At 68.8% G+C, this 25689-nt stretch carries 24 protein-coding genes and 1 tRNA gene; 7 read left to right on the top strand and 18 right to left on the bottom strand.

Annotated features, from left to right (window positions below; translation table 11 throughout):
- Positions 1-14: 14 nt before the first annotated feature.
- Positions 15-746 carry an acetolactate decarboxylase gene (gene budA, locus E3O32_RS16265; protein WP_241975060.1) on the bottom strand — a complete coding sequence of 244 codons (732 nt, stop codon included), beginning with the start codon at positions 744-746 and terminating at the stop codon, positions 15-17.
- On the bottom strand, positions 743-2494 hold the full coding sequence (gene alsS / locus E3O32_RS16260; protein WP_134510869.1) for an acetolactate synthase AlsS: 1752 nt from the start codon (positions 2492-2494) through the stop codon (positions 743-745). The genes budA and alsS overlap by 4 nt, the downstream gene beginning before the upstream one ends.
- Positions 2495-2609: 115 nt before the next feature.
- Between alsS and E3O32_RS16255 the strand changes: the two genes are divergently transcribed.
- From E3O32_RS16255 to E3O32_RS16245, 3 genes are all read left to right on the top strand, one after another.
- Positions 2610-3500 (top strand): LysR family transcriptional regulator, encoded by an 891-nt coding sequence (locus E3O32_RS16255; protein WP_134510868.1) that lies wholly within the window; start codon positions 2610-2612, stop codon positions 3498-3500.
- Positions 3501-4223: 723 nt separating this feature from the next.
- Entirely contained in the window at positions 4224-4775 is a 552-nt protein-coding gene (locus E3O32_RS16250; protein WP_166790881.1) for an SRPBCC family protein, read from the top strand.
- Positions 4768-5247, top strand: coding sequence for a mycothiol transferase (locus E3O32_RS16245; protein ID WP_134510866.1), 480 nt, complete (start codon positions 4768-4770; stop codon positions 5245-5247). The genes E3O32_RS16250 and E3O32_RS16245 overlap by 8 nt, the downstream gene beginning before the upstream one ends.
- A gap of 14 nt (positions 5248-5261) precedes the next feature.
- Here the strand turns inward: E3O32_RS16245 and E3O32_RS16240 are convergent, their stop codons facing one another.
- The 11 genes from E3O32_RS16240 to E3O32_RS16190 all read right to left on the bottom strand — a co-directional run bounded on the left by E3O32_RS16240 (position 5262) and on the right by E3O32_RS16190 (position 15091).
- On the bottom strand, positions 5262-6656 hold the full coding sequence (locus tag E3O32_RS16240) for an RNA polymerase sigma factor (protein WP_134510865.1): 1395 nt from the start codon (positions 6654-6656) through the stop codon (positions 5262-5264).
- A 19-nt stretch (positions 6657-6675) separates the two neighbouring features.
- Positions 6676-7008, bottom strand: a complete 333-nt coding sequence (locus E3O32_RS16235; RefSeq protein WP_134510864.1) for a YciI family protein — start codon at positions 7006-7008, stop codon at positions 6676-6678.
- A 97-nt stretch (positions 7009-7105) separates the two neighbouring features.
- A complete protein-coding gene (locus E3O32_RS16230) occupies positions 7106-7453 on the bottom strand; it encodes a YciI family protein (protein ID WP_241975063.1) in 348 nt (115 codons plus the stop codon).
- Between the two features lie 297 nt (positions 7454-7750).
- A tRNA-Leu gene (locus E3O32_RS16225) sits at positions 7751-7826 on the bottom strand.
- A gap of 54 nt (positions 7827-7880) precedes the next feature.
- The gene (locus E3O32_RS16220) at positions 7881-9419 is read right to left on the bottom strand and encodes an NAD(P)/FAD-dependent oxidoreductase (protein WP_134510862.1); all 1539 of its coding nucleotides are present in this window, start codon (positions 9417-9419) and stop codon (positions 7881-7883) included.
- 37 nt (positions 9420-9456) lie between these two features.
- The gene (locus E3O32_RS16215; RefSeq protein ID WP_420898115.1) at positions 9457-10734 is read right to left on the bottom strand and encodes a S8 family peptidase; all 1278 of its coding nucleotides are present in this window, start codon (positions 10732-10734) and stop codon (positions 9457-9459) included.
- On the bottom strand, positions 10731-11252 hold the full coding sequence (locus E3O32_RS16210) for a DUF501 domain-containing protein (RefSeq protein ID WP_134510861.1): 522 nt from the start codon (positions 11250-11252) through the stop codon (positions 10731-10733). The genes E3O32_RS16215 and E3O32_RS16210 overlap by 4 nt, the downstream gene beginning before the upstream one ends.
- Positions 11249-11725 carry an FtsB family cell division protein gene (locus E3O32_RS16205; protein ID WP_134510860.1) on the bottom strand — a complete coding sequence of 159 codons (477 nt, stop codon included), beginning with the start codon at positions 11723-11725 and terminating at the stop codon, positions 11249-11251. Before E3O32_RS16205 ends, E3O32_RS16210 begins: the two co-directional genes overlap by 4 nt.
- 118 nt (positions 11726-11843) lie before the next feature.
- The gene (gene eno / locus E3O32_RS16200) at positions 11844-13124 is read right to left on the bottom strand and encodes a phosphopyruvate hydratase (RefSeq protein ID WP_134510859.1); all 1281 of its coding nucleotides are present in this window, start codon (positions 13122-13124) and stop codon (positions 11844-11846) included.
- 93 nt (positions 13125-13217) lie between these two features.
- The gene (gene hisS, locus E3O32_RS16195) at positions 13218-14480 is read right to left on the bottom strand and encodes a histidine--tRNA ligase (protein WP_134510858.1); all 1263 of its coding nucleotides are present in this window, start codon (positions 14478-14480) and stop codon (positions 13218-13220) included.
- A gap of 77 nt (positions 14481-14557) precedes the next feature.
- Complete coding sequence (locus E3O32_RS16190; RefSeq protein WP_134510857.1) at positions 14558-15091, bottom strand: ferritin; 534 nt, start codon at positions 15089-15091, stop codon at positions 14558-14560.
- Positions 15092-15175: 84 nt separating this feature from the next.
- On the opposite strand from E3O32_RS16190, the gene E3O32_RS16185 reads away from it, so the two are divergent.
- Positions 15176-16120 carry an ABC transporter ATP-binding protein gene (locus E3O32_RS16185; protein ID WP_134510856.1) on the top strand — a complete coding sequence of 315 codons (945 nt, stop codon included), beginning with the start codon at positions 15176-15178 and terminating at the stop codon, positions 16118-16120.
- The gene (locus E3O32_RS16180; protein ID WP_241975059.1) at positions 16117-17196 is read left to right on the top strand and encodes an ABC transporter permease; all 1080 of its coding nucleotides are present in this window, start codon (positions 16117-16119) and stop codon (positions 17194-17196) included. Before E3O32_RS16185 ends, E3O32_RS16180 begins: the two co-directional genes overlap by 4 nt.
- 34 nt (positions 17197-17230) lie before the next feature.
- Here E3O32_RS16180 and E3O32_RS16175 read toward each other — a convergent pair whose 3' ends face one another.
- From E3O32_RS16175 to E3O32_RS16160, 4 genes are read right to left on the bottom strand one after another with little or no spacing between them, the layout of a single operon-like run.
- Positions 17231-17959 (bottom strand): nucleoside triphosphate pyrophosphohydrolase, encoded by a 729-nt coding sequence (locus E3O32_RS16175; protein WP_134510855.1) that lies wholly within the window; start codon positions 17957-17959, stop codon positions 17231-17233.
- A 47-nt stretch (positions 17960-18006) separates the two neighbouring features.
- Positions 18007-21645 carry a transcription-repair coupling factor gene (mfd, locus tag E3O32_RS16170; RefSeq protein ID WP_134510854.1) on the bottom strand — a complete coding sequence of 1213 codons (3639 nt, stop codon included), beginning with the start codon at positions 21643-21645 and terminating at the stop codon, positions 18007-18009.
- Between the two features lie 48 nt (positions 21646-21693).
- Entirely contained in the window at positions 21694-22275 is a 582-nt protein-coding gene (pth, locus tag E3O32_RS16165) for an aminoacyl-tRNA hydrolase (protein WP_134510853.1), read from the bottom strand.
- A 38-nt stretch (positions 22276-22313) separates the two neighbouring features.
- The gene (locus E3O32_RS16160; protein ID WP_134510852.1) at positions 22314-22931 is read right to left on the bottom strand and encodes a 50S ribosomal protein L25/general stress protein Ctc; all 618 of its coding nucleotides are present in this window, start codon (positions 22929-22931) and stop codon (positions 22314-22316) included.
- 385 nt (positions 22932-23316) lie between these two features.
- Between E3O32_RS16160 and gndA the strand changes: the two genes are divergently transcribed.
- Positions 23317-24720: an NADP-dependent phosphogluconate dehydrogenase gene (gene gndA / locus E3O32_RS16155; protein WP_241975062.1), complete on the top strand. Its 1404-nt coding sequence runs from the start codon at positions 23317-23319 to the stop codon at positions 24718-24720.
- Positions 24721-24807: 87 nt separating this feature from the next.
- On the opposite strand, the gene E3O32_RS16150 is transcribed toward gndA, so the two are convergent.
- The gene (locus tag E3O32_RS16150) at positions 24808-25146 is read right to left on the bottom strand and encodes a hypothetical protein (protein ID WP_134510850.1); all 339 of its coding nucleotides are present in this window, start codon (positions 25144-25146) and stop codon (positions 24808-24810) included.
- A gap of 99 nt (positions 25147-25245) precedes the next feature.
- Here E3O32_RS16150 and E3O32_RS16145 point away from each other — a divergent pair, with 99 nt between their 5' ends.
- On the top strand, positions 25246-25611 hold the full coding sequence (locus E3O32_RS16145; RefSeq protein ID WP_134510849.1) for a hypothetical protein: 366 nt from the start codon (positions 25246-25248) through the stop codon (positions 25609-25611).
- The last annotated feature ends 78 nt before the right edge of the window (positions 25612-25689 follow it).

Here is a 25689-nt window from a genome sequence, read left to right as displayed (position 1 = left end):
GCGACATTCCTGCCCTACGCGTGCGACTCGGTCTTGAGCAGCTGCCTGGCGAGGTCCTCCGGTGCGAGATTGGCGTCGCGGAAGGCGTCCGTCAGCGGCAGTTGCAGCCGGAGGTCGGTGCCGAGGCACAGGGCCGCGCGACCGGTGCGCAGCTTGAAGTCGAGCACGTGCCCGCCGGCCGTGCGGTCGTCGGTGATGAAGTGCGCGTGGCAGCCGGGCACGCCGATGCCCTGCTCGTAGAGCGGGGTGCGGAAGCCGACGACGACGCCGGTGACGTCGTGCAGCTCGACGACCCTGTCCTCATCGGTCGCCTCGACCATCGGCCGGTACGGTTTCTGCTGCTTGACGACGGTGCGCATCCGGATCCATTCGAAGTCGCCGTCGATGCGCAGCGCGTACATGTAGTTCTCGGATGCCGTCAACCGGTCGATCACGTCCGACGCCTCGGCGCGCAGCACGCCGGGCGGCAGCTCGCTCTCGATGTGCGGCACGAAGTTGGTGACGACCGCGTACGGGGTGTGGGCGCCGAGGTCGGCCTTCGTCACCCCGCCGTCGGCGCGCAGCTGGTAGCAGCTGCCGTCGACGATGAGCATTTCGCCGTCGAGCCCGTTGAAGGTGCCGATGCCGAAGCTGCCGTGGCCGAGCAGGTCGCGCACGGTCATCTCGCCCTCGTACACGCCGTCGAGCAGGGCGCTCATCAGGCTCGTCTGGAAGATCTCGTGCCGGGACACGGTCATCTCGCTCATTGCAGCACATCGCTTTCCAGGTCGGCCATCAGTTCGTCTCTATTGTTGCGGTAGTCGACCCGCACGTCGATGATGCTCGGGCCCGGTTCGGCCATGGCCGTGGCCAGCACGGCGGCGAAGTCGGCGAGGTGGGTCACCTGGTAGCCGTGCGCGCCGAACGACTCGGCGTAGCCGACCACGTCGTAGTCGCCCAGCTGCACCCCGGAGGTGCGACCGTACTTGCCCTGCTGCTGGAACGCCACCATGTCGTAGCTTCCGTCGTTGAAGATCACGTGCGTGAAGGTCGAACCGAGCCGCACGGCCGTCTCGAGCTCCATCGCCGAGTAGAGGAAGCCGCCGTCGCCCGACACGGACACCACCGGGGTGCCCGGCCGCACCAGGGTGGCCGCGATCGCCCAGGGCAGGGCGACGCCGAGGGTCTGCTGCCCGTTCGAGAACAGCAGGGTGCGCGGGTGGTAGGTGCGGAAATGCCTGGCCATGTAGATGTAGTGCGAGCCGACGTCGCAGAGCACCGTGGTGTTGTCGGGCAGCAGCTCGCGCATCATCAGGGTCAGCTCGGCCGGGTGCACGCCCTCGGTTTCGTCGTGGCCGGTCGCCTGGTCGGCCTGCGCGAGGCGAGAGCGCTGTTCGGCGACCACAGCGGCCGCCGCCGCGGGCAGGCTGAGCCCGTCGATCTGGCGGGCGAGCGCGTCGAGGGTCTCGGCGACATCGCCGCGGAGCTCGACCGTCGGGCGGTAGTAGTCGTCGAGGTCGGCCGTGAGCTCGTCGAGGTGGATGATCACCCGCTGGTGGTCCTTGTTCCATTTGGACGGTTCGTATTCGACGAAGTCGTAGCCGACGGCCAGGATCACGTCGGCCTTGTGCAGCAGGATGTCCCCCGGCTGGTTGCGGAACAGGCCCACCCGGCCCAGGTAGTGCTCTTCGAGCTCGTGCGAGATGACCCCCGCAGCCTGGAAGGTCTCGACCACGGGCAGTCCGGCCACGCCGAGCAGCCGGCGCACGGCGGCGGTGGCGCGGTCGGAGCCCGAGCGGGCGCCGGCGAGGATGACGGGGAAGGTCGCGTTCTGCAGCAGGGCTGCGGCGCGCTGCACGCTCTCGGCCGGGGCGGCGCCCAGCTGCGGCACCCAGTGCGGGTTCTTCATCGTGACCGTGGTCGAGTCGACGAGCACGTCGTAGGGCAGCACGACCGCGGCGGCGCCCTTGGGCTCCTGGGTCGCCTGCCGGAAAGCGTTGGCGATGGCCTCCGGCACGTTGTCCGCGACGCTGACCTCGCCGGCGGATTTCGTCACGGCGGAGAGCATGCCGACGGCGTCCATCGACTGGTGGGTGCGCTTGAGACGGTCGGCGCGAGGGACGGCGCCGCAGAGGGCGACCATCGGGTCGCCCTCGGTCGTCGCGGTGAGCAGGCCGGTCGCCAGGTTGGAGGTGCCCGGGCCGCTCGTGACGAGCACGACGCCGGGGTGGCCGCTCAGGCGGCCGACCGCCGCGGCCATGAACGCGGCGTTCTGCTCGTGCCGGCAGACGATCAGCTCGGGGCCGGCGTCGACGAGGGAATCGTAGACCGGGTCGATCTTGGCGCCGGGAACTCCGAACACCCACTTGACGCCGTAGGCCGTGAGGCACTCGACGACCCGGTCGGCGGAACGGCGCGACAGGGCAGCGGTGCCGGCGCCGTAGGGCGTGACCGGGTCTGCCGGCGCATGCGCGGCATCCGTCGCTTCGTCGTTGCGTACGGATGGGTTCGTCATGGTGCCTGCCTCCTGGCGCCGAAAGTCCGGCGCCTGCATTAATCGTCCCTCGCCGACCGATAGGAAACAACGCCGATGACGGATGCCATCAATCTCCGAGTGAGATGATTGGCGGATGGACCTCCGCCAGCTCGAATTCTTCAGCGCCGTCGCCGCCGAACTGAACTTCACCCGCGCCGCCGACCGGCTCACCATCGCCCAGTCCGCCGTGTCGGCCGGGGTGAGGTCGCTCGAGAGCGAACTCGGCGTCGAACTCTTCGACCGCAGCCGCCGTCAGATCCGGCTCACCTCCACGGGCGACCTGCTCCTGCCCAAGGTGCGGGAGGCACTCGACGCAGTGAACGAGGTGCGCGACGCCGCCCAGCAGAGCACGCACGCCATCACCGGCTCAATCGTGATCGGGCTGATGACCTCGGTCACCCTCGTCGACGTCCCCGGGCTGCTCGGCCTGTTCCGCACCGGGCATCCGGGCGTCGGCGTGCGCCTGCGGGCCGCCCGGCGCGGGTCGGCCGGGCTGGTCGACGACCTGGCCTCCGGCGAGCTCGACCTGGCCTTCCTCGCCCTGAGCGGACCGGTGCCGGGGGCGCTGATCGCCCGGCCGATCGCGTCGTCGCCGATGGTGCTGGTCGTGCCGGACGACCACCGGCTCGCCTCCGCCCGCCCGGTCGAACTCGACGGTCTCGCCCGGGAGGAGTTCATCGACCTTCCCCCCGGCTATGCCAGCCGCGGGATCGTCGACGACGCGTTCACCGTGGCCGGCGTCGAACGGAGGGTGATGATCGAGGTCTCCGACATCGGCACCGCCGCCGAATATGTCGCCAACGGCCTCGGCGTCGCCCTGCTGCCGGAGTTCGCCGCACGCGACGCCCGCGGCGTGCGGCGGCTCCCGGTCGCGAACGTGCCGGAGTTCACCGTCTACCTGGCGGCGTCCCGCAGCAGGCGGGTGTCGGCGGCGGTGCGCGCCTTCGTCGACCTCGCCCTCCCCGGCGAGGTCGCGGCGCGCTGACGCCGGCTTGCGTGGTGCCCCCACTGGGACTCGAACTCTAGTTCCACCCCAGTCGAGGCCTCAGTCCGGGCCAACTTCCTCGTATTTTCAACGTTCGCGACGGTTGCCTGCACGAAACCGGCCGGCTCACCGGTGTCTCGGTATGTGACTATCCAGTTCAGCCACCATTGGGAACCGTCATCAGACTGCCCCACGATCTGTGCGGCATATCTGCTGTGGAGCAGGTCTAATGACGGGGCTTCGCCGCCGGTGTACTCGTATAGCGACGGGTCGGCCAGAACGTCGACCATCGAAGCTGCATGGTCCACCGCGAGTGGTTCAAGCAGGAGCCGCTCAGAGCAGACCGGTTCAGGTTGAGGCCAATCCATCTCCTGAGAATGGCACAGGCGCGGTTGGATCACATGGGCCATTGGTGGAGCGGATCTCGCCCCAACGGGGACGCGCCAGGCGCGAGAGATCTGGGCCAGTGCCTCACCCAACGGTTCATGCCCTCGAGCCTGTCCGCGCCCTGCCCTCGGAATCCGTCGGTGCAACTCGACGGTCGGCCAGACTTGGACCGCTCAATGGCGGTACTGCCGCTTGAATCCGTCGTCGCTTCCAGCAGTGGACAATGTATGGTGCCTTACGCCAGTTCTTCGAATCGCGTTTAGGCGGTCTCGAAAAGCACCTCATGATTGGCCCCAGCCACGAATTACACCTCTGACAATCTGAAGGAGCGCGATGATGTCTCAGACACGAACTGAACGAAGCTTCACCCTGTCCCGCGTCGTGCCCGCGCCGCGCAATGTAGTTTTTACGGCGTGGACCGAGCCGGAACACCTCGCCTGGTTCTACAACCCCGCTATGCCCACTCCCTCGACGCCTATCCAGGTAGACCTCAGGGTGGGCGGCGTGTGGCGTCAACAGATGGTGGTCGATGACGACCTCCAATACCCCACCGGCGGCGTATACCTTGAGGTCGTACCCAACGAGCGGTTGGTCTTTCGGTGGGGAGCGACTGGAGGATGGCCTGAGCTCACCGGAAACCGCGAGGACGAAGCGCCGATCGTGACCGTTGACCTCCACGACGTCGCAGAAGGCACTCGCCTCGCGCTCACGGTTACCTTTCCCGACCAGTTGGCGGATGATGATGTACGCAACCTCATCGAGGGCGGCACCCGCGATGGATGGAGCGCCACCATCGCCCGAGTTGCACACAGCACTGCCATCACCACCGGTCTCCTCCGCCGACCGACGAGAACGCACGATGGAGCAAACAGTGCTGATCATGAGTGATGCACCCCTGCTCGCGCAGCTGGCGAATGAACGACAACATGTGCTGAGAACGGTGAGGGGGCTGGCGGAGGACGACATGCATCGCGCATTCGTCCCGTCGGGTTGGACGATCACCCGGCTTCTCAATCACCTCGCATACGACGACGAAATGTTCTGGATATCAGCCATTCTTGGTGGTGACGCGGAAGCGATCGAAGCCGTTCATGACGGCTGGTCGTCGGACCCGATGGCGGGTGCTGAAGCAATCAACGTGTACGAGCGGCAGATAGCCCGCAGTGACGAGGTGCTCAGGAGGATCGATCTCGACGCTCCTCCGCTCTGGGTGCCCCCAGCCAGCGTTTACGATGGGCCACCGATGCGGAACGGGCGCGCGGTCATCTTTCGCGTCCTTGCGGAGACCTCCGTGCACGCGGGCCACCTCGACATCGTGCGCGAGCTCATCGACGGTCATCAGAACCTGGTCGTTGGATGATTCCCGACATGAGGTCAGGTGGCATCAACCTGCGTAGGTGGCCCGCCAGGCGGGGCCGTCGACGACGGAGTTTGTGCGGTTGTCCGCATCTCGTCGATCCGCCGCTGGAGGAATCGACGCTCCGGATCGGAGGGTGCGAGTTCGAGGGCGCGCAGGTAGTGCGGCAGGGCATCGGCGAACCGCCCGCCGCGGCGGAGGAGGTCGGCGCGGGCTGCGGGCAGTAGGTGGTAGTCGGCGAGATGTGCGTTGCGGTCCAGGATGTCCAACAGTTCGAGCCCAGCCTCCGACCCCTCCGCCAGTGCCACGGCGATCGCGCGGTTGAGGTCAATGATCGGCGACGGAGAGACCCGCCCGAGACGGGCGTAAAGTTCGGCGATGCGGTGAAAGTTCGTCGCCGCCGCAGTCGGAGCAGTCGCGTGCTGCGCGGCGATCTGCGCCTGGAGCTGGTAGGTGCCGGCCACTCCGCCGAGTCGCTGGGGCTCTTCCTCGGCTGAGGCAAGCACCGCAATGCCCTCCGAGATAGCGGCTCCGTCCCAGAGCCGCCGGTCCTGATCTTCGAGCAGCACCAGATCGCCGTCGTCGTCGATGCGAGAGCCCGCACGGGACTGCTGGAACAGCTCGAGTGCGAGCAATCCGAGCACCTCGGGCAGCTGCGTGGAGTGCCGCGTCAGGGTAACCATGAGGCGGCTCAACCGGATCGCTTCCTCCGCGAGGGCGGAGCGCACGAGCTCGGCGCCGCTCCCTGACGAGTATCCCTCGGTGAACAGAAGGTAGATCACGGAGAGCACTCCTGAAGTCCGCTCGGGCAGCATTTCCGCGGGTGGCACTCGATAGGGGATACCCGCCGCGCGGATCTTCGCCCGCGTCCGAACCAGACGCTTCTGCATGGTCTGTTCGGTCACCAGGAACACGTGCGCGGTCTCGCGCACGCTTAGCCCCACCACGGTGCGGAGAGTGAGCGCGACGCGGGCATCCATCGCGAGCGCCGGGTGGCAGCAGGTGAAGATCAAGCGGAGGCGGTCGTCGTCCAGGGCGTCATCGGATGTGCCAGTCAGCATTTCCATGCCTTCCCCTCCGGATGCCGCGGTCAGGCGCTCCTGCGCGTCGATCTCGGTCTCGAGGGCGTAGCGCCTGGTGGTGTTCCGTTCAGTCGACGCGCGCCGTAGCGCGTCGATCACGAGATTTTTCGAGACGGTGGTGAGCCACGCACCGGGGTTATCGGGGAGGCCGCACTCCGGCCACGATGTCAGCGCGCGGGCGACGGCATCTTGGAAGCAGTCCTCCGAAAGGTCCCAGTCGCCCGTGATGCGGATCAGTGTCGAGACGATTCGCAGGCGCTCGGATGACGCCACCGAGGCGAGCACGCGGCTCACCTCGGTGGCGCCGTGGCCAGCGTCGGGACTGGTCATCCGAGTCGAGTTGTTACGATCACTCGAATGGCCAGACCGGACGGACCTCGACGCGTCCGAACCTTGCCATCGGATGTTTTGCGGCTATCTCGATCGCCTCGTCGAGGTTTTCGACGTCGATGAGGTCGAAGCCGGCGATCCACTCCTTGGCCTCGGTGAATGGACCATCGGTGACGATCGTCTTGCCGTCGCGCACGGTCACGGTCGTCGCATCGGAGACCGGACGCAGCCGGTTGCCGCCGCGGGCGACCCCACGGCTCTCAAGGTCGGCGACCCACTCCTCGATGTTGTCCTCCTCGGGGATGTAAGTGGGCGCAGCCGGGTCGCTAACGATGAACAGCAGGTACTCCATGAGATCTCCTTGATTTGGTCGGTGTCGGATTGGGGTCCTTTAGGTCCTCGGCGAAGAAGGGCCGCAAGCTGGGGGCCATTCTGCGAGCCCGAGCCGGTCAGCTCGTGGGCGGCGTGTGCACGACCCGCCGGATCTCGATCGGTGAGTACCGGTTCTCAGTGAACCGACCTGCTATCTCGACAGCACGCTCCCGGTCGACGACGTCGACGATGTAGTAGCCGCCGATCCACTCAGTGCCCTCGGTGAACGGACCGCGCGTTGCCACGGGCTCGCCATTGTGGTGACCGATCACGGTGACGTCCTCCACGTCAAGCTCGTTGGTGTCGACGAGCTCGCGGGACGCGATCAGCTCGCCGACCACGGCGCCGTGCGTCAGGTCGAGCGCGGCCTTCTCGCCGTCAGCCCACGCCGTCTCGGCGATGTTGTTGGAATGAATGAGGATCATGTAGCGCACGGATGTTCCACTTCCTGTCGAGGACAATTACACCAGTACGACGCGGCAGGGTCGAGCGGGAGGACACACATCCGTCGGTTGAGCACTTCACCACCAGGAGCATGAGTCGGTAATGCCTTTTCGACGTCGAGCCGACAGAGTGTGGGCCAACGTTCAGAGAGCACGCCGAGGCGTTGCTGTGGCGATCGGTGTGGGCAAAATGTGGGCACGGAGTGGCCAAGAGCCCTCAAACGGACCTCTGGAGGGCCGAACTTCCGCGGAATCACGCGGAAGTTCGGTGACGGATCATGGTGCCCCCACTGGGACTCGAACCCAGACTGTGACGATTTTAAGTCGTCTGCCTCTGCCATTGGGCTACGGGGGCGCGCCCGGCCGAGGCCGGACGCTTCAAGCGTAGGTGCTGCCGAGAGCGCCGGTGTTACTTCGACACGGAAACGGTGTCCTCGACGTCGACGGTCTCCACGGCCGCATCGGCGGTGACGACCGGCTTCGCGGAGGTCTTCCGCGGCGCCCGCGGTGCTCGGGCTGCCGGCGCGGCCTTCTCCGCTGCAGCACCTGTCGTGACAGCAGCGGCGGCGGTCCTGGCCGGGGCGGCCTTGGCGGGAGCAGCCTTGGCCGGTGCGGAGGCTTCCGCCGGCGGCTTCGGGCGCGACGCGAACTCCTCGAACACGGCGCGCGGGTTTTCCACGGCAGCGAGGGAGACGATGTCGCGGCCCAGGAAGAAGTTGTTCAGCCAGCCCCAGACGACGCGGAGCTTGCGTTCCCAGCTCGGCATGGCGAGGCCGTGGTAGCCGCGGTGCGCGAACCAGGCCGGAAGGCCGGTGATCGCAATCCTCCCCGACTGGAAGACACCGTGGCCGACGCCGAGGCCCGCGACGGCGCCGAGGTTCTTGTGCAGGTATTCCTTGGGCGTTTCGCCGCGGAGCACGGCGACGATGTTCTTCGCGAGGAGCTTGCCCTGGCGCACCGCGTGCTGGGCGTTGGGAACGCAGAAGCCGCCCACTCCCCCGCCGCTGAGGTCGGGCACGGCGGTGACGTCGCCGGCACCCCAGGCGTCCGCGATGATCTCGTCTTCGGTGCCGACCCGCAGGTCGGTGCGAACCTGCAGGCGGCCACGCTCTTCGATCGGCAGGTCGGTGTGGCGCACGATCGCCGGGTTCGCCATGACACCGGCGGTCCAGACGATGAGGTCGGTCTCGAAGCTCTCACCGGTGGACAGTTCGATCTTGCCGTCGACCGCGCTGGTCAGCTGGGTGTTGAGGTGGATCTGTGCGCCGCGCTGATCGAGGTTCTTGATCACCCAGAGGCTGGTCGGCACGGACACCTCAGGCATGATCCGCCCCATCGCCTCGACGAGGTGGAAGTGGGTGTCGTCGAAGCCGATCTCCGGGTAGGACTTGAGCAGCGAGGTGGCGAACGAGCGCAACTCGGCGAACACCTCGATGCCGGCGAAGCCGCCGCCGATGACGACGAAGGTCAGCAGGCGGTCGCGCTCGGGGCCGGCGGGCAGCTGAGCCGCCTTGTCGAAGTTGGTGAGCACGCGGTCGCGGATGGCGACGGCCTCCTCGATGGTCTTCAGGCCGAAGGCCTGGTCGGCGACGCCCGGGATCGGGAAGGTGCGCGAGACGGCGCCGGCGGTGACCACGACGACGTCGTAGACGAATTCCCACGGCTCGCCGACCGGCGGCGTGATGGTCGCGGTCTTCGTGGCGTGGTCGATGTGGGTGACCTTGGCCGTGAGCACGTTGGTCTTGGAGAGGTGGCGCCGGTGGGCGACGACGGCGTGGCGGGCCTCGATGGAACCGGCCGCGACCTCAGGCAGGAACGGCTGGTACGTCATGTACGGAAGCGGGTCGACCATGGTGACCTCGGCTTCGCCGGCTCGCAGCCATTTCTCCAGCTTCCAAGCGGTGTAGAACCCCGCGTAGCCGCCGCCGACAATGAGAATTTTGGGCACGATTAGAGGTCCTCCTACAGATTGGATGCGCGAAAACTCAGCGTTTTGATCGTAATCGCTTGAAGTGCCGAGTGGCCCCTACGCCGAACAGCGTTACTAGGATACCAAACCCGACCAGAACCATGAGCGGCACCGTCACATAGGTCAGGCTGAGCGGACCGGGCAGCCACGCCGCCGCCAGGTTGTGCGCGGGGAGGGCGGGGTCCTTCTTCGGCGGGACCGGCGCGACCGCCGTGGTCTCCGGTTCCGGTGTCGGGGCGGTGTCGGCGCGGCGGTGCACCCGGATCCACTCCTCGAGCAGCTGCGTCGGCGTCGGCGCGGTGGAGGCCGGCACGGATGCCGTCACGGCGGCCGCCGCGTCGATCAGCCCGTTCCCGTAGATCGGGCTGGGCACCTCGTGGCCGTTCGGGTTCGCCGTGGCGATCACCCGGTTCATCACCTCGGCCGCGTCGAGTTTCGGGTAGGCGGAGCGCACGAGCGCGACCAGGCCGGAAACGATCGGCGCTGCCGCGCTGGTCCCGTCCCACTGCACGTAGCCGCCGCCCGGCACCACGCCGACAAGCTGCTCGCTCGGGGCCGCCACCGAGATGGTGATGCCCTGCGAGGAGGCGTCGAAGCTGGCGGCCTTGTTGCGGTCGACACCGCCGACCGTGAGCACGCCGGGGATGGTGGCCGGCGCGCCGACCTCGGTGGTGCCGCTGCCCCGGTTGCCGGCGGCCGCGACGACGACGACATCATGCTCGAACGCGTAGAGGAACGCGTCATCCCAGCTGGTGGGCCAGTCCAGGGTGTTGCGGGTCAACGACATGTTGATCACGTCCGCCCCGTTGTCGACGGCCCACCGGATGCCGGCGGCGATCTGCTCGTCGTTGCTGAGGGTGGCGCCGTTGGTGCCGAACGCGACGGACACGGCCAGGATCGACGCGGCCGGGGCCACGCCGATGATTCCGGTTCCCTCGCCGGTGCCGCGACCTGCCATCAGCGAGGAGACGAGGGTGCCGTGTTCGCTCCGGTCGCCCACCGGGGTCTGGCCGTTCGGGGAGCCGAGACCGGAGACATCCGTGCCGCCGACGACGGCGCCGGCCAGTTCGGTGATGTTGGGGGCCACCCCGGTGTCGATCACGGCCACCTTGACGCCGGCGCCGCGGGTGGTCGCCCAGGCCTGGGTGAAACCGTAGTCGTTCAGCCAGTACTCGAGGTCGCGCACCTGGTCGGCGTGGGCCGGCGGCGCGTCGATGACCACGGATGCCCCGCCCAGCGCCAGGGCCAGGCTCAGGCCGACGCCCGTCCCGATCCGTCGCCAGGGTGAGGTCACGCGTCCGCCGCGGTGTAGTCGAGGCACTCGCAGACCGCGGGCGACCAGGCCGCCCTGGCCAGGGCGAGGTCGCCGATCGGGTTGACGCCCGGTCCGGCGGCGAGGGAATGCGCGGCGAGGGCGTGCAGGCATTTGACCCGTTCCGGCATGCCACCGGAGGAGATCCCGGCGATCTCGGGGACGACGCCGATCGATTCGCGGTCGGAGAGGAAGCCCTCGTGCGCGCGGCGGTAGCGGGCGCGGATGTCCTCGTCGTCCTGGAGCAGCTGGTTGTACTCGTTCATCACCTGGGTGGCCTCGAGGAAGGACAGCGCGGCGGTGGCGGCCGGGTGGGTGAGGTAATAGAAGGTGGGGAACGGCGTGCCGTCGCTCAGCCGCGGCGCGGTGGCCACCACGGTCGGGGCGCCGCAGACGCACCGACCGGCGATGCCGACGACGTCGCGGGCCGGCCGGCCCAACTGCGCGGAAACCGTATCGATGTCGGCCTGGCTGACCGGGGCGAAGGGTGGCCGCGTCATTTCGTGGCCTCCGGGGCAAGGCCGGCTGTCATGACGGAGGCGAACATGGAGGAGAGCCAATCGACGTTGGTGTTCTGGATGACGGAGCTCGCCGGCGGCGGCTCCGTGCCGCCCGCGACGGGCAGGGCGAGGTCGTTGATCACCAGGAAGCTGACGTCGCCGGGAAGGACGTAGGAGAGCCGGTCGCGGGCCTGGGTCGTGACGAAGGTGCGGTCGTTCCAGCGCTCGCGTTCGGACTTGAGCTCGTCGACGCTGCCCTGCTGGGCCGTTACGGCCTTCGTCAGCCGCTCGATCTGCTGTTGCTGCTCGGCGTAGGTGCGGATGCCGGGGGCCAGCACGATCACGGCGAGGATCAGGATTCCCATCATCATGAAGGAGAAGCCCGACAGCCGCAGCCCGCGCAGCCAGTTGCTGGTGGCCGTTTCCGTGGTTGTCAGGGCGACGGGGTGTCGCTCCGCGCGTTTCCTGCCCATGGCTCACCCCTCTCGCACTCGTCGGGTTCGGGAGGCTACTCGAACCCTAACCGAATCCGGACAAAAAAATGGAGCTCTCGAGGCCCGGACGACCCGGGCCTCGAGAGCTCCGGAACAGCTAGGCCTTGAACCGCGGGAAAGCGGAACGGCCCGCGTAGACCGCGGCCTCGCCCAGCTCTTCTTCAATCCTCAGCAACTGATTGTACTTGGCGACGCGCTCGCTGCGGGCAGGCGCTCCGGTCTTGATCTGGCCGGCGTCGACGGCGACCGCGAGGTCGGCGATGAACGTGTCTTCGGTCTCACCGGAGCGGTGGGAGATGACCGTGGTGTAGCCGGCGCGCTGGGCGAGGGCGACCGCGTCGAGCGTCTCGGTGAGGGTGCCGATCTGGTTGACCTTGACCAGGATCGAGTTGGCGGTGCCGAGCTCGAGGCCCTTGGCCAGGCGAACCGGGTTGGTCACGAACAGGTCGTCGCCGACGATCTGCACCTTGTCACCGAGTTCGGCGGTGAGGTGCACGTAGCCTTCCCAGTCGTCCTCCTCGAGCGGGTCCTCGATCGAGACGAGCGGGTAGGCGGCGACGAGCTCGACGTAGTACGCGGACAGCTCCTGGGCAGTGAGTTCCTTGCCCTCGAAGTGGTAGACGCCGTCCTTGTAGAACTCGGAGGCGGCGCAGTCGAGCGCGAGGCCGATGTCCTTGCCGGGCGTGTAGCCGGCGTTGGTGATGGCTTCGACGATGAGGTCGAGGGCCGCACGGTTGCTGGGCAGGTTGGGGGCGAAGCCACCCTCGTCGCCGAGGCCGGTGGACAGGCCCTTGGACTTGAGGAGCGCCTTGAGCGCGTGGTAGGTCTCGGTGCCCCAGCGGAGGCCCTCGGCGAAGGATTCGGCGCCGAGCGGGACGACCATGAATTCCTGGATGTCCACGTCGTTGTCGGCGTGCGAGCCACCGTTGATGATGTTCATCATCGGCACCGGCAGGGTGTGCGCGTTCGGGCCACCGAGGTAGCGGAACAGGGGCAGGCCGGCCGAGGTGGCGGCGGCCTTCGCGACGGCGAGGCTGACGCCGAGGATGGCGTTGGCGCCGACGCGGTGCTTGTTGTCGGTGCCGTCGGTCTCGTTCAGGACCGCGTCGACGATGCGCTGGTCGGTGGCGTCGAGGTCCTCGACTGCCGGGCCGAGCTCGTCGATGACGGCGTCAACGGCCTTGAGCACGCCCTTGCCCAGGTAACGCGACTTGTCGCCGTCGTGCAGTTCATAAGCTTCGAACGCACCGGTCGATGCGCCGGACGGAACCGCAGCGCGGCTAACCGAACCGTCGTCAAGCAATACCTCGACCTCAACGGTCGGGTTGCCTCTGGAGTCAAGAATCTCGCGCGCTACTACTGCCTCAATGAGAGCCACAGCTATCTCCTGTTTCCTTTTATTTTCTTTAATTGGGGGTGGGGATCTGGGGGAATCTCGGAAGACCTCGCTGTGTTCCAATCCCATAACAGTCTAGTGATGGTGGGCTGATTCGCCCAGCGGACGGAACTGGAGCGAGGCGGCCGGGGCGGTTTCGGGGCTGACGAACGCGTATCGCCCGTACCCGGCGGCGGCCGCCCGGTCGAGCAGCGCGGTGAGGTTCTTGGTGCGGCGTTCGAGGCGCACGCGCAGCCCCGTGGCAACGAGGGACGCCTTGAGCGCCACCAGGGCGGCCGGATCGGCATCCTTCTCGTGCACCAGCACGACCGCGTCGGTGTCGGCCGTCCCGGCCTGGCCGAGCAGGTCGACGATGCGCTCGAAGCCGATCGAGAATCCGCAGGCGGGCACGTCAGTGCCGAGGAACCGGCCGATCATCCCGTCGTAGCGGCCGCCGCCGCCGAGCGAATAGCCCAGCTCCGGGTGGGCGATCTCGAAGATCGTGCCCGTGTAGTAGCCCATGCCGCGCACGAGGGTGGGGTCGAAGACCAGTCGGGTGGCCGGCAGGGCGTCGCGCAGGGCGCGGAGGTCGGCGTGGGCGGCGGGGTCGAGCCAGGCCGGTGCGTCGGCGTCCCAGCCGAGGCCGGGCATCCCCTCGAGGGTGTCGGCGATGCCGTCGGTGTCGACGCCGAGGGTGCCGAGCTCGGTGACGACTCCGGAGACGCCGATCTTGTCGAGCTTGTCGATGGTGATCAGCGCCCGTTCGGCGAGTTCCGGCGGCACGCCCCAGTGCGCGAGGAGGGAGGCGAGGATGCGCCGGTCGTTGATCCGCACGGAGCAGCCGGTCAGGCCGAGGGCGTCGAGGGCAGCGGTGGTCGCGGCGATCAGCTCGATCTCGGCGAGGGGTCCGGCCTCGCCGATGATGTCGATGTCGCACTGGACGAACTGGCGGTAGCGCCCCTTCTGCGGGCGTTCGGCCCGCCAGACGGGGGCGATCTGGATGGACCGGAACACGGCGGGCAGTTCGGCCCGGTGGCTGGCGTAGAACCGGGCCAGCGGCACGGTGAGGTCGAAGCGGAGGCCCAGGTCGGCCAGTGACAGGAGGTCCCCGGACTCGGCGGCGGCCGCGACATCCGCCGGGGACAGCCCGCGTCTGAGCACGGCGAACCCGAGCTTCTCGTTGTCGCCGCCGAGGCCGGAGTGCAGGCGGGCCGAATCCTCCATCACCGGGGTTTCGATTTCGTCGAACCCGTGCGCGGCGAAGCTCCGCCTGATGGTGCCCAGCGCGTGCTCCCGGACCGCTTTCTCGTTGGGGAGGAAATCGCGCATGCCGCGCGGCGGGGTCACAGGTGCTGCCATGCCTCCAATTGTGTCAGGTCCTGCTCCGACGCCGTTCCGCCCGGAGGGCAGGCTGGGGAGGGCAGGACAAACCGAGGCTAGAGGGCGCCGCCCGCTGCAGGGGGGGCATCGGAGTCGACCGGGCCGCCGGCGACGGTTTCCCGCGCGATGTAGTTCTCGATGTCGAAGAGGTTGTCGCCGGCCCGCTGCGCGATCGTCAGCAGGGTGGACATCGACGCGACCTCTTCGACCTGCTCCTTGAGGAACCACAGCATCGCCTGCTCGCCGAGGGCGTCCCCGTCGGCGCGGGCCGCGCGGAAGAGCGCCTCGATCTGGGAGGTGACCTGCTTCTCCTGGGCCAGGGCGAGCGCGATCGGCTCGACGGCGAGGGTGAAGTCGTTCTGCACGGCCGGAATTCCCGGAATCTCGACGCCGAGGTCGCGGTCGAGCCGGTACTGCACCAGCATCATGGCGTGGTTGCGCTCTTCGATCGACTGGGCGTAGAAGTGCGCGGCGAGCCGGGGCAGGGCCTGGTTGTCGAACCAGACGGCGATGGCGATGTACTGCTGGGACGCGGCAAACTCGTTGCCGATCTGAAGGGAAAGGAGTTCGCTGAAGGAAGTCTGGCTCATGCTCTGACGGTACTCGCCACCGACATCCGCCGCCACCGAACGCCATCCCCCTAGACTTCGATCATCACGCCGGAGGGGGCAACGATGGAATCACACGCAGCACGGGGAATCACGGTCACGGGGGTGCGCCGTTCGTTCGGCAGCGTGCATGCCGTGCGGGACGCCACGCTCACCGTGCCACCGGGCTCGGTGACGGCCCTGATCGGGCCGAACGGCGCCGGAAAGACGACACTGCTGCTCATGCTGGCGAGCCTGCTCGCCCCCGACACCGGCACAATCACGATCGCCGGGCACAACCCGGTGGCGGACCCGCAGGCAGTGCGCGCCGCGATGGGTTGGATGCCCGACGTGCTCGGCTCCTGGCCGAGCCTGAGCGTTCGCGCCTCGCTGGAAGTGACCGGGCGGATGTACCGGATGAGCCGCCCGGCCGCCGCCGCCCGCGCGGATGAACTGATCGGCCTGACCGGCCTGGAGGCCCTCGCCGACCGGCCGTCCCGGGTGCTCAGCCGCGGGCAGAAGCAGCGGCTGAGCCTGGCCAGGGCCCTCGTGCACTCTCCCTCCGTGCTCCTGCTCGACGAGCCGGCATCCGGTCTCGACCCGGCCGCCCGGGTGGCGCTTCGCGTGCTCGTCCGCCGCCTCGCGGGTGAGGGAACGGCGATCCTCGTCTCCAGCCACGTGCTCTCCGAACTCGACGAGATGGCGGATGCCGCCGTGTACCTCGCCGACGGAGTCACGGCGAGCGCCGAGCGCGTCGCGCGGGCCGGCGCCAGCGCGAGGTCCTGGCGGATCCGCTCACTCGACCCGGTCGCCCTGGAAGACGGCCTCCAGGCATCCGGCGTGGCCGGCACCCGGACCGACCACCTCGGCACGCTCGTGCAGGTCGACAACGAGGCGGCGGCGGCCGATCTGCTGGCCCGGCTGGTCGGCGCCGGCGTGCGGGTGAGCGCCTTCGGTCCGGCGGTCGGCGACCTCGAACACACCTTCCTCGACCTGTCCCGACCCGAATCCACTGGAGGGGCAGCAGCATGAGCAGTGACCTGGACGCCACCGCCCGTATCAGCCCGGTCCCCGACCGCACACCCGCTCGGGACTTCCTCGCCGGGCTGTGGCTCATCGTCACCCTCGAGTTGCGCCAGCGCGTGCGCGGGGTCGCCTGGTACGTGCTGCTCGGCATCTTCGTGCTGCTCGTCGCAGCGGTCACGGTGCTGCTCTGGCTGTCGACCGCGGCCTGGGAGACAGGCGGCGGCGCGGTCTTCTCGGCCGTCATCTTCTTCGTGCTCCTGCTCGGCACTCTCGTCTCGCCCGCGCTCAGCGGCAACGCCGTCAACGGCGACCGCGACATCGGCACCCTCGCCACGACGCAGGTCACCCTGATCAGCACGGGCCAGCTCATACTCGGCAAGTTCGTCGCGGCCTGGATCACGGCCCTCGCGTTCCTCGCCACCGCGGTGCCGTTCCTGCTCTTCGCGGTCACCCTCGGCCAGGTCTCGCTGTCCACGATCGCCGTCTCCGTGCTCGTGCTCGCCGCCGAGCTCGGGGTGATCGCCATGCTCGGCGTCGGGCTCTCCGGCATCGTCACCCGTCCCCTGTTCTCGATCGTCGTCACCTACCTCATCGTCGCGGCGCTCAGCGTTGGCACACCCATCGCCTTCGCCCTGCTGGGCACCGCGACGAAGTCGGAACAGACCCTCATGCCGCCGGCCGGCTGCGACGATCCCGCGACCACGATGGACGTTCCCCGTTTCGACCGTTACTGGTGGGTGCTCGCCGCGAATCCGTACGTCGTCGTCGCGGATGCCTCCCCCGGAGTCTTCGACCCCACCGGCAACCCGCAGGACCTGTTCGGCTGGATCGCGGTCGGAGTTCGGCAGGCACAGGTTGCGCCCGACCTGCAGGGCGAAACCCCGTACTGCAACTCGACGGGCGTCTACTACGGCGACGATGACAAGCGGCCGACGGCACGGGAGGTCTACGACAGCGCGGTGCCGTCCTGGTTTGTCGGCCTGGGCATCCACCTGGCCCTCGGCGCCGCGGCATTGCTCTGGGCCTGGCGCCGCACGATCACCCCCTCCCGGCGGCTCCCCGCGGGCCGGCGCATCGCCTGACCGCGCGCCGGGCCCGCACGCGCGACCCGGCCGGTCAGCCGGGCAGGCCGATGATGCCGGCGTCGAAGACGTCGGTCCCGTCCGTGGCGACGGCATCAGGCCCGACGGCATCCGGCCCGACGCCCTCGGCCACACGGATCTCGTCCTGCAAGCCGCGGAGCGCGGTGCGGAGAGCACGCTCCGAGTCGAGCCCCTGGGCCTTGGCGGCGGACACGACGGCCAGCAGCAGCGGTCCGAGCTCGTCCTCACTCTCGATCGGGAGGGGGAAGGCGGACTCCGTGCCGAGCAGGCCGATCTTCTGCGCCCGCCCGAGCACTTTGTCGGCGAGGGCGAGGGCGGGCATCCCCTGCGGGATCCCGTCGAGCACGCTGGTGCGGTGCGGCTTCTCCGCGGCCTTGAAGTCGTCCCACGCAGCGACGACGTCATCGGCGGTCTCCAGCGACAGGTCGCCGAAGACGTGCGGATGCCGCCCCACCATTTTCGCGGTCATCTGCGCGGCCACGTCCTGGATGTCGAAGTCCTCGCCGCTGGTGTGCGCGGCAAGGTCGGCGTGGAAGAGCACCTGGTAGAGCACGTCGCCGAGTTCCTCGATCATCTCCTCGCGGCTGCCCGCCTCGATCGCGTCGATCAGCTCGTGGCTTTCCTCGATCAGATACTGCACGAGGGATTCATGGGTCTGGTCCGCGTCCCACGGGCAGCCGCCGGGCGCACGGAGCCGGGCGACGGTCTCGATCAGGATGTCGAGCTGGCTGGGCGGGGTCATGCGGGCCTCCTGGGGTTCGGTCTCATCGTAGGCGGCGGGTCCGGGCGTCACGCGGACGGCGCCGCGACCGCGTCGACCGGCCGGGGGAAGATCGCGTCCAGCAGTGAGCCGGCCCAGGCGATCAGGGCCGCGTCGCCGAGCGGCTCCCCGTTGATCCGGGGCATCGGCACCGTCATCGACCCGTTCTGGGTGAAGTAGCGCGAGCCCGGGTACATCCGTTGCAGGCGCACCTGCATCGAATCGGCCAGGTTCGCCGGCGAGACGCGGAGGTTCGAGCCCATGGCGACGACCTCGCCGAGGCCGGCCTGCTGCGCCAGCCAGCGCAGCCGGGAGACCAGAATGAGGTTCTGCACCGGCTGCGGCGGCTCGCCGTAGCGGTCGGTGAGTTCGTCGAGGACCAGGTCGATCTGGTCCTTCGCCGCCGTCGGCGAGCTGGCGGCGGACAGCTTCTGGTAGGCCTCGAGGCGCAACCGCTCGCTGTCGACGTAGTCCTCGGGGATGTGCGCGTCGACGGGCAGTTCGAGCCGCAGCTCGGTCTGGCCCTCGGCGACGTCGCCGCGGAACGTGCTCACGGCCTCGCCGATCATCCGCAGGTAGAGGTCGAAGCCGACCCCGGCGATGTGCCCGGCCTGCTCGCCGCCGAGCAGGTTGCCGGCTCCGCGGATCTCGAGGTCTTTGAGCGCCACCTGCATGCCGGCGCCCAGCTCGTTGTTCGCGGCGATCGTCGACAGCCGGTCGTGGGCGATCTCGGTGAGCGGCTTGTTCTCGTCGTAGAGGAAGTAGGCGTATGCGCGCTCCCGGCCGCGGCCGACCCTCCCCCGCAGCTGGTGCAGCTGGCTGAGCCCGAACTTGTCGGCGCGGTCGATGATGATCGTGTTCGCGTTGGCGATGTCCAGGCCGGTCTCGATGATCGTGGTCGAGACGAGCACGTCGAACTTGCGTTCCCAGAAGTCCACGACAACCTGTTCCAGCTGGGTCTCCGGCAGCTGGCCGTGCGCCACGGCGATCCGCGCCTCGGGCACGAGCTCGGCCAGCTTCGCGGCGACCCGGTTGATGCTCGACACCCGGTTGTGCACGACGAAGATCTGGCCCTCCCGGAGCAGCTCGCGGCGGATCGCCGCCGCCACCTGCCGGTCGGAGTACGGGCCGACGAAGGTGAGGATCGGGTGCCGGTCCTCCGGCGGCGTGGCCAGGGTCGACATCTCCCGGATGCCGGTGACCGCCATCTCCAGCGTGCGCGGGATCGGGGTGGCACTCATCGCGAGGATGTCCACGTTGGTCTTCAGCTTCTTCAGCGCGTCCTTGTGCTCCACCCCGAACCGCTGCTCCTCGTCGATGATGACGAGGCCGAGGTCCTTGAACACGATCGACTCGGAGAGCAGCCGATGGGTGCCGATCACGAGGTCCACGGTGCCGTCGAGCATCCCGGCGATGGTTTCGCGGGACTCCTTCTCGGTCTGGAACCGGCTGAGCGCGCGCAGGTGCACCGGGAACCCGGCGAAGCGCTCCTGGAAGGTCTCCATGTGCTGGCGCACGAGCAGGGTCGTCGGCACGAGCATGACGACCTGCTTGCCGTCCTGGATCGCCTTGAACGCGGCCCGCACGGCCACCTCGGTCTTGCCGAAGCCGACGTCGCCGGAGAGCAGCCGGTCCATCGGGATGGGCCGTTCCATGTCGGCCTTCACCTCGTCGATGGTGGTGAGCTGGTCGGGGGTCTCCGCGAACGGGAACGCCTCCTCCAGTTCGCGCTGCCACGGGGTATCCGGCCCGAACGCGTGGCCCTTGCTGGCCATCCGTGCCGAGTACAACTTGACCAGTTCGACGGCGATGTCGCGCACGGCCTTGCGGGCCTTGGTCTTCGCGGCGGACCAGTCGCTGCCGCCCATCTTGCTGAGCGCCGGGGCCTCCCCGCCGACGTACCGGCTGACCAGGTCGAGCTGGTCGGTCGGCACGTAGAGCTTGTCCCCGGGGTGGCCGCGCTTCGACGGGGCGTATTCAAGCACCAGGTATTCACGTTTGGTCTTGACCGGGTTGCGGCCGCCGCTGGAGACCTCGCGCTGGGTCAGCTCGACGAACCGGCCGATTCCGTGGGTCTGGTGCACGACGTGGTCGCCGGCTTTCAGTTGGAGCGGGTCGACGACGTTCTTGCGCCGGCTGGCCAGTTTCTTGACCTGGCGGGCGTCGTAGCCGACGACCCGGCCGTAGAACTCGGACTCGCTGACCAGGGTGAGTCTGGTCTCTGGGATTTCGAAGCCGTGGTCGACGGATGCCTTGAGCAGGTAGGCGATGCCGGGTTCCGGAACGCCTGGCCATTCGGAGACGATCCGGGCCGGGAGTTCGCGCTCGGCGAGCACGTCGGCGGCGCGTTCGACCAGCCCGGCGCCCTGGGCGACGATCCCGACGGTCCAGCCGTCCTTCAGCCGGGCGGCGAGGTGCCCAACGGCGCCCTCCACACTGCCCTGGAAGCTCGGCACGGCGTCGCCGTCGACGCGCACGGTGAGCAGCTCATCGAGTTCGCGGTGCTCGGGGAGCACCGGGGCATCCGTCGGCGCCGCCTGGAATGAGCTGAACGTCCACCACACGTGCGCGGACGGCGGGGCACCGGGGGCGCTGAACGTGACCGACTCGCGCAGCCGGCCGAGGGTGAGGAAGTCCCCCGATTCGAGGTCGATCGGCGCCTCCGCGCCGGCGGTCGCGGCGCTCCAGGCGGCGCCGAGGAACTCGCGGTTCGTCTCGGCGAGGCTGATCGCCCGGGAGGCGACCCGTTCGGGCGAGATCACGGCCACGGCCGCCTCTCGGGGCAGGTAGTGGGTGATCGGCACGAGCCGGTCGACGAGGGCGGGCGCGAGGCTCTCCATCCCCTCGACGGGGATTCCCTCGGCGATCTTGGCGAGCAGCCCGGCCAGGCTCGGGAACTCGTGCTGCATCTCCCTGGCTCGCTGGCGCACGGCCGGGCTGAGCAGCAGCTCGCGGCTCGGCGGCAGGGACACCCGTTCGATCGGCTCGGGCAGGGAACGCTGGTCGGCGACCGAGAAGGCGCGGATCTGCTCGACCTCGTCGCCGAAGAACTCCGCCCGGTACGGATGCGGCGCCACCGGCGGGAACACGTCGAGGATGCCGCCGCGCACGGCGAACTCGCCCCGGCGGGTGACCATGTCGACCCGGGTGTAGGCGAGGCCGACCAGTTCCCGGGCGATGGCGCCGAGGTCGTGGCCGCGGCCACCGGCGGCCAGTTCGATCGGCTCATAGTCGGTGAGGTTGTCGGCCACCGGCTGGAGGGCGGCCCGCACCGAGGCGATGACGATCAGCGGGCGCCGGGCGGCCGGGTCGAACTCCTCCCAGTCCCGCATCCGCCGGAGCGCGTAGAGCCGCTTGCCGACGATCTCCGCGCCGGGGCTGAGCCGTTCGTGCGGGAGGGTCTCCCAGGCGGGGAAGTCGACGATCTCGGCGCCGTCGGCGAAGCAGGCCAGGTTCTCGTGCAGGGATTCCGACTCACGCCCGGTCGCGGTGATGACGAGCAGGGCCTGGGCCTTCTCCAGCCGGCCGCGCTGCTCGAGCATGGCCGCGATCAGCGGCGCCCGCAGGCCCTCGGTGAGCGAGAAGTCCGCGTCGCGGTTCGCGAAGGTGAGGGCGTTGTCGAATGTGGAGGCGCGCGAAAGTGTGGCAATTAAGCCCTGGAGAGTCACCGGTCAAGTCTACGCAGCGCCGGCACGGGCAGCGGAACGGGCGAAGAGCTACGGGGAGTGGACCTTCTGCTGGGCGGCGGTGACGCCCTCGGCCGCGATCAGTTCGATCGCGTCGGCGGCATCCGTCAACAGGTTGGGCAGGACCGCCCGCTCGTCCTTGCTGAAATCGTGCAGCACGAAGTCGGCGGCGTCCTGGCGCCCGGGCGGGCGGCCGATGCCGATCCGGATCCGCACGAACTCCTTCGTGCCGGTCGCGGCGATGATGTCGCGGAGGCCGTTGTGGCCGCCGTGGCCGCCGCCGACCTTGATCTTGATGGTGTCGAAGGGAAGGTCGAGGTCGTCGTGGACGACGATCAGCCGGTCGGGCTCGAGCGAGTAGAAGCGCAGGAGCGCGGCGACCGGGCCGCCGGACACGTTCATGTAGGTGCTCGGCTTGGCGAGCACCAGTTTCGGTCCGCCGGGGAAGCTGCGTCCCTCGGCGACGGCCGAATTGGTTTTGTGGTTCTTGAAGTTCGCCGACAGGCGGTCGGCGAGCACGGCCGCCGCCATGTGGCCGACGTTGTGTCGGTTGCCGGCGTAGCCGGGCCCGGGGTTACCGAGCCCGACTACGAGCCAGAGATTCTCGTCCAGGGAATTCCTCCGCGGTCGACGAAGCCAGGTGGGGAAGACTACTCGGCGGCAGGAGCCTCGGTGGCCTCGGCTTCGGCCGGCTCTTCCTCTTCCTCGGCGGCGGGCAGGTGCACGTAGACCACGACGGCGTCGGGGTCGGAGATGAGGGTGGCGCCGCCCGGGAGCACGACGTCCTTCGCGTGGATCTGCGCGCCGTCGTCGAGTCCGTCGATGGAGACGACGACGTTCTGCGGGATGCTCGTGGCCTCGACCTCGAGCATGAGGACCTTCGAGTCCAGGTCGGCGATGGTGCCGGAAACGGCCTCGCCGGTCAGGTGCACGGAAACCTCGACCTGGACCTTCTCACCCTTGCGGATGACGATGAGGTCGAGGTGCTCGATGATCTGCAGGAACGGGTCCTTCTGGACATCCTTCACCAGGGTGAGGTGGGTGGTGCCTTCGACGTCGAGCTCGAGCACGGCGTTGGCGCGGCGCAGCAGCAGGCCGATCTGGTGGGCCGGGAGGGCGACGTGCACCGGGTCGGTGCCGTGGCCGTAGATGACGGCGGGGATCTTGCCCAGCACGCGCAGCTTGCGGGCAGCGCCCTTGCCGAACTTGACGCGCAGGTCGGCGGAAATCTTGTTGTCTGCGACAACCTTCTTCTTGGCCTCAGCCATGATGTTTCTCCTTGCGGGCCTGGACGGCCCAGTCTGGTTTCGCGGACCGAAGCCCGGGAATCGTGGGTACTGGTTCAACTCGAACGCGTGTGCGCGTGAGGAAAGGCCGTGAAGCATCCCGCCGCGTCGATAACGGATGCCGGTGGACGGTTTCCCGCCGCCGACAGCCCTCGCCGAAGTTCAACTAGTGAGTCTAGCGGAGCGGGCGGGCCGGGGCGAACCGGGCGTCGGGCATCCGTCGCCCGAGGGCCGCCGGTCACGCCACGTAACCGTTCGGGCCGACGCAGTAGCCTTGACGGAGGTTTGAGAACAATCACCTGAAGGAGCAAACGTGGCCGAAACCGGCGCAGCACAGGCAAACATTGGCGTAGTAGGACTGGCGGTGATGGGGTCGAATCTGGCCCGCAACCTCGCCAGCCGGGCGGGGAACACGGTGGCGGTGTACAACCGCTCCCCCGAGCGCACCCGCCTGCTCACGGGCGAACACCCGGAGGCGAACTTCGTCGCCTCCGAGACGATCGAGGAGTTCGCCGCGTCGCTCCAGAAGCCGCGCACCGCGATCATCATGGTTCAGGCCGGCACGGGCACGGATGCCGTGATCAGCCAGCTGACCGCCCTGTTCGAGCCCGGCGACATCATCGTCGACGGCGGCAACGCCGACTTCCAGGACACCATCCGCCGGGAGAAGGCCGTCCGCGCCACCGGCGTGAACTTCGTCGGCGCCGGCATCTCCGGCGGCGAGGAGGGCGCCCTCAAGGGCCCGAGCATCATGCCCGGCGGCTCGGCAGAGGCGTACGAGACCCTCGGCCCGATCCTCGAGTCGATCGCGGCCGTCGTCGACGGCGTGCCCTGCGTCACGCACGTGGGCACGGACGGCGCCGGCCACTTCGTCAAGATGATCCACAACGGCATCGAATACGCCGACATGCAGCTCATCGCCGAGGCCTACGACCTGCTCCGCAAGGTCGGCGGGCACTCCCCCGCCGCCATCGCCGACGTGTTCACCGACTGGAACGACGGCGACCTCGAGAGCTACCTGATCGAGATCACCGCCGAGGTGCTCCGCCAGGTCGACGCGAAGACCGGCCTGCCCTTCGTCGACATCGTGCTCGACGAGGCCGGCTCCAAGGGCACCGGGGTCTGGACCGTGCAGAACGCCCTCGACCTGGGCGTGCCCGTCGGTGGCATCGCCGAGGCCGTGTTCGCCCGCGCCGTGTCCAGCCACCCGGAGCAGCGTGTGCCGCTCCGCGCGGCCCTGGTCGCCCGCCCGGAGATCGCCGTGGTCGGCCACACCTTCCAGGACGATGTGCGCCAGGCGCTCTACGCCTCCAAGGTCGTCGCCTACGCCCAGGGCTTCGACGCGATCATCGCCGGCGCCGAGAAGTACGGCTGGAAGATCGACAAGGGCGCCATCGCCACGATCTGGCGCGGCGGCTGCATCATCCGCGCCCAGTTCCTCAACCGGATCGTCGACGCCTACGCGAACGACCCGTCGATCCCGACCCTGCTCGTCGACCCGTATTTCGCCAAGGCCGTCGCCGACGGCGAGTCGGCCTGGCGCCGGGTCGTGTCGACCGCGGCGCTCTCCGGCATCCCGGTTCCCGGGTTCGCGTCGGCGCTGAGCTACTTCGACTCGCTCGCGAGCGAGCGCCTGCCGGCCGCCCTGGTGCAGGGCCAGCGTGACTTCTTCGGCGCGCACACCTACAAGCGCGTCGACAGGCCCGGCACCTTCCACACCCTGTGGTCGGGCGACCGCACCGAGGTCGAGACCGAGGGCTCCTCGCACTAGCACCTCCGGTGGGCAACTGTTGCCGGAGCGGACGAGTGTTGCCGGCATCCCGGCAACAGTTGTCCGCTCCGGCAACAGTTCTGTCTGTCAGCGGCCGGTCAGCGGAGGACCGGGAGCCCCGCGGTCGTGAGGATGCGCAGCAGCGACTGGCGCCGGCGCAGATCGGACGGACCCCAGCGCGCCACGCCATTGCCTTCCGCGCGAAAGGTCGTCCTCGCGAACCTTCTCACGATGGACCGCTTCCCCGGGAGTCAGACCCCGCAGGTACTCGTCCTTCACGTACTTGCCCTTCCCGTCGAACTCCCCGATCAGGCGATAGGCCGGCCATTCGAAGTCGGTGAAGTAGAAGCCGCCGCGGGGGTTGAGATGGCACGTCTGAAGCAGTGGATCGGGGAAACCCAGTTCGAAGATCGCCGCGCGACTCATCGATTCACCGGAGCGGACGACTGTCGCCGGTGTGCGGGCAACAGTCGTCCGCTCCGGCAACATCTCCGGTCGTCCGGGGACTGCGATACTGGGACGGACATGAGCGACGAGCACCCCGAACTCTCCGGCTACGAACCGCAGGATGCCGACCGGCCCCTGCGCAGTCGGCGCGCCCTCACGCTCATGCGCATCGTCGTCGTGCTGGGGCTCGTGGCGCTGGTCGTGCCCGGCATCCTGACCACGCTGCAGGTCGCGACGACGACCGCCGCGAACACCTGCCGGCTGGCAACCCAGCACTTCTACCCGTATGCGGTCGGGTCGGACGCCCGCTTCGAGCTGACCGGGCCGGGCGGGCTCGGCTGGCAGTGCTACGCGGTCGACCGCAACGAACGGGAGACCTACGTCGTCCCCCTGGGGATCATCCCCTCGGCGCCGCGGGCGCCGGAGTCCGGCATCCCGGCGTAGGCCGGGGCGGCGCAGAACACGGGCTCCGGCTCCCCCCGCGACCGAACCCGCGACCGAGCCCGGACAGACCGATGGCCG

The sequence above is a fragment of the Cryobacterium mannosilyticum genome (genome assembly GCF_004402705.1).
Lineage (GTDB): Bacteria > Actinomycetota > Actinomycetes > Actinomycetales > Microbacteriaceae > Cryobacterium > Cryobacterium mannosilyticum.
Note: the sequence above shows the minus strand (reverse complement) of the source record. Positions and strands in the feature narration are given on the sequence as shown.